At 40.4% G+C, this 3,324-nt stretch carries 5 protein-coding genes; all 5 read left to right on the top strand.

The genetic code is table 11. The features are described 5' to 3' along the window. Positions 1-39 precede the first annotated feature (39 nt). The 5 genes from KIV41_RS17040 to KIV41_RS17010 all read left to right on the top strand — a co-directional run bounded on the left by KIV41_RS17040 (position 40) and on the right by KIV41_RS17010 (position 3,221). Positions 40-813, top strand: coding sequence for a hypothetical protein (locus KIV41_RS17040; protein ID WP_038512108.1), 774 nt, complete (start codon positions 40-42; stop codon positions 811-813). Between the two features lie 133 nt (positions 814-946). Then, a complete protein-coding gene (locus KIV41_RS17035) occupies positions 947-1,495 on the top strand; it encodes a hypothetical protein (protein WP_252040634.1) in 549 nt (182 codons plus the stop codon). A gap of 161 nt (positions 1,496-1,656) precedes the next feature. Beyond that, a complete protein-coding gene (locus KIV41_RS17030) occupies positions 1,657-2,028 on the top strand; it encodes a hypothetical protein (protein ID WP_038512111.1) in 372 nt (123 codons plus the stop codon). A 150-nt stretch (positions 2,029-2,178) separates the two neighbouring features. Further along, the gene (locus KIV41_RS17020; RefSeq protein WP_285337068.1) at positions 2,179-2,604 is read left to right on the top strand and encodes a hypothetical protein; all 426 of its coding nucleotides are present in this window, start codon (positions 2,179-2,181) and stop codon (positions 2,602-2,604) included. A gap of 191 nt (positions 2,605-2,795) precedes the next feature. Beyond that, a complete protein-coding gene (locus KIV41_RS17010; protein ID WP_069687283.1) occupies positions 2,796-3,221 on the top strand; it encodes a hypothetical protein in 426 nt (141 codons plus the stop codon). Positions 3,222-3,324: the final 103 nt, after the last annotated feature.

The raw sequence follows: 3,324 nt of genomic DNA, 5'->3' as shown, positions 1-3,324 counted from the left end.
CACCTTAACAGGGCGTTAAAACTCTCGTAGGAATTCAGAATGGATTTAATATCAAAATCGAGTACTTCCATAGCAAATTCTTTAGCTAAATCTTTTGCGTCGAATGTTATTGAAAGGTGGACTCGACGAAGGGCAGAAAAGTTTTTTGAAGAGTTTCAATTTAAGATTGCCGAATCTAGGCTTGTCGGTGATAACCAAATCCATATCGCTCAAGAAATTGAAGATATCATATCGACTGAGCTGGGTAGTGAAGTTGTCTTTGATGCCTATCGTAGAGTTAGCTTAGCGAAATCCAAGGTGATTGGTCCAAGAATAATAGGTTTTTTAACAGCGGAGATCTGCTTAGAAAAACGACTAGCTGATGACGTTGAAGACTTGATATTTTCCGTCGCGGAAACGTTGAATGACATAGAAATGCTAAATTCGATGTATGCATTAGAAGATTGGTTTGAACGTGCAAAAGCAGGTAAGCGCAAAGGCTATCAGTCGAGAACTGCATATATAGAAAATAATGAACTTGTTTATGTGCTTGAGCACCATGAGTCTGAAACAACTTTTGGTGATTCAGATGAGATTGATCTCAGTATTAATGGTCTAGATGAAGAGTTCGGAGTCGGTTTGCAAAAATTGAAAAGCTTGGGACTTTTGACCGCAAGAATTCACCAATCGTCGGTGAGTTTTACTGAAGATAGTGAAAGGCATATTGACTATGATGGTTCAGTTCAAATAACGTTAAAAACACTCTCATTTCCTTTGGAATATCGAAGGCTTCTTACATTAATCTCGCAGATGTCAAAGGGAGTAGAGTTTTAACAAACTGTTTAAGAGTGATTCGCAACGCGTGGCATTTTTACTATGCGTTGCTTTAGGTGTTTAAGGTGGTATGCGGTGACTTCGGCATTGCGTTGCTCACACCTTAACAGGGCGTTAGTTGCTTGGAGTTAAAATGAACATTTCGAAAAATAAAAATAAGCAAATCAATGCTCTAATTGAAAAGTGTAAATCTAAACAAGGCGAATACCTTCCTTCACATCATGGTTCTGGGAGCTGGGCTACCACATACTCCACTGAGTTTATCAATGCCGCTAGTGAGTTGTATGTCCTCTTTCAAGATCTTGGTCTTGGTGACCCTCTATATTTGCTTTCAAATAAACTCAGGGCAGCAGGTATTCGCTCATGTCGTGGCGCAGAATTCCACGTAGACCGCGTGGACTATTTATACAACACTCACCTGCGTTTTCGAATTGAAGAGTTGCGTGCAAAACAGAAAAAGAAGCCAGTTCATAACAAGGTTGCGTGTACGTATTGTGATAAAATGGTGGTTGATATCACTCAACACGTCAGTCAATCGCACCCCGAGTCTTGGCTCGAATTTTACGCAAGGTCTGGCGTAAACCTAAAAGGTAAAACTAGGTGTTCCTCTTGCGGTTCATTCTTGAAATCAATGGATGGGCATAAAGAAAAGTGCCTGAGGACGTTAGAAGTTCGCAACTAACAAACAATTTAAGAGTGATTCAGCACGCTTGGCATTTTTGGTTTGGGTTAAGTTCAGTGATTACGGTGCTCAAGTGGAGTGTCGTGGTCGCGTGCTTCACACCTTAATTGGGCGTTATGCGTAAAGCGGTATGTAACACCTACAAAAAATGGATGGTTAGTATGGAGTTTGATGTTATTTCTCAGGGTGTAGACTCAGAACAAGCGTTGATTTATATGTGGGAAATTTACGATAACAATGATGTTCTTGTTGGAAGGTATGTCGGTAAAGCGAAAAATGGCGCTAGACGTCCTTTGAAACACTACAAAAGGAATGTCGAACGATTGTTAAAAGGACGACCGTATCGTAAATCAAACCCTGATGGATATCGCGTTGTGCATAAGGTGTTAGCTGAAGCAGTGGATAAAGAGCAAATTATAAAGCTGTACTTTCTAACAAATATCGACGATGGAGACGATATCAATCAGGTAGAGCAGGCAATGATTAGTAAATACGATTGCAAAGGTTCAAAATCTTGGCAGTTAAATGGCTAGAATTTACGCATAACAAACTGTTTAAGAGTGATTCGCAACGCGTGGCATTTTTATTATGCGTTGGTTTTAGTGTTTAAGGTGGTATGCGGCGGCTTCGGTATTGCGTTGCTCACACCTTAACAGGGCGTTAGCTTTCTATAGGAGAATGGGGTGAGTCAATATTTGATCGAACCTGAAGTCCCTGGGGGATTTGGTAAAAATACTTTAGGGCGTTTTGATGTACACCCGCCAATAGTAGAAAAGTTACACCTAGAGTTTGATGGGTGGCTGGGTGATGATTTATTAGAAACATTTCCGTGCTTTTTAGTTTCTGAACATTTAGCGACAGCATTAGTTGCATCAAAGTTGTCTGGGTACAATCTTGAGGCAGTGGAACTATCAACTTCTGATATGTTTCAAGAGTTAAAGTCAGAGCGCTGTTTACCTCGTTTCTCGTGGTTACAAATAACGGGACACACCGACAAAGATGACTTTAGCGTGTCTGAAAAAGGGATACTATTAGTCTCTAGAAAGGCTATGCAGCTGCTGCAAAAGTTTCAATTAACTAATGCTGATATTACAGTGTACAAAAGCTAACAAACAATTTAAGAGTGATTCAGCACGCTTGGCATTTTTGGTTTGGGTTAAGTTTAGTGATTAAGTTGGTCATATTAAGTGCCGTGGTCGCGTGCTTCACACCTTAATTGGGCGTTAGCGTTCATAGGCATCTGTACAGTAGTTAGATATTAAATTAGAATGCGCTCCCTTTTTTAACACGATGTATTGTAATGGGTAAAAATACGCCTACCGATGTTGCGGCATTAGCTGGAGCTGCTACTGCTGCCGGTGTTTCTGTTTTTGTGTCCAGTGGAGCGTTCGGCATTCTTTCTATTGGTATCGGTTTAACATTGATGACCTTAGTTGTTACTTATGCCTCGGAAAGCGCTAAGAATAGTTCTCAACGATTTGCATTTTCTTCAGTCTTTGGTCTATTGTGCGTTTTAATTGCGGCTCCAATTTACGAACTAATTGGGGTTTTTAATCGTAGTTTGGATAAGTCAAAGCCACTCCTTGCTTATGTGGGAGAGATGGACGTTTTAAAATGTGGTTATGTAATGAGTAGTTCGTTGTTTATCACATGGGTTATTTGCTCTGCTATTACGTTTGCAATGGTTAGTTTAATCTTTAGAAATACGCAAAATAGTACTAGCTGAACCAGGAACGCTAACAAAGCATTTAAGAGTGATTCGCAACGCTTGGCAGTTTCGCTTCGCTCAAGTATAGCCAAGCGCCGCTCACACCTTAATGCGGCGTTAG

The sequence above is a fragment of the Vibrio sp. D401a genome (genome assembly GCF_030248515.1).
Taxonomy (GTDB): domain Bacteria; phylum Pseudomonadota; class Gammaproteobacteria; order Enterobacterales; family Vibrionaceae; genus Vibrio; species Vibrio rotiferianus.
Note: the sequence above shows the minus strand (reverse complement) of the source record. Positions and strands in the feature narration are given on the sequence as shown.

Excerpts from the sequence above, each read along its gene's own strand:
- KIV41_RS17040 (WP_038512108.1), top strand. The coding sequence starts at position 40 with ATGGATTTAATATCAAAATCGAGTACTTCCATAGCAAATTCTTTAGCT.
- KIV41_RS17010 (WP_069687283.1), top strand. The coding sequence starts at position 2,796 with ATGGGTAAAAATACGCCTACCGATGTTGCGGCATTAGCTGGAGCTGCT.
- KIV41_RS17035 (WP_252040634.1), top strand. The coding sequence starts at position 947 with ATGAACATTTCGAAAAATAAAAATAAGCAAATCAATGCTCTAATTGAA.
- KIV41_RS17030 (WP_038512111.1), top strand. The coding sequence starts at position 1,657 with ATGGAGTTTGATGTTATTTCTCAGGGTGTAGACTCAGAACAAGCGTTG.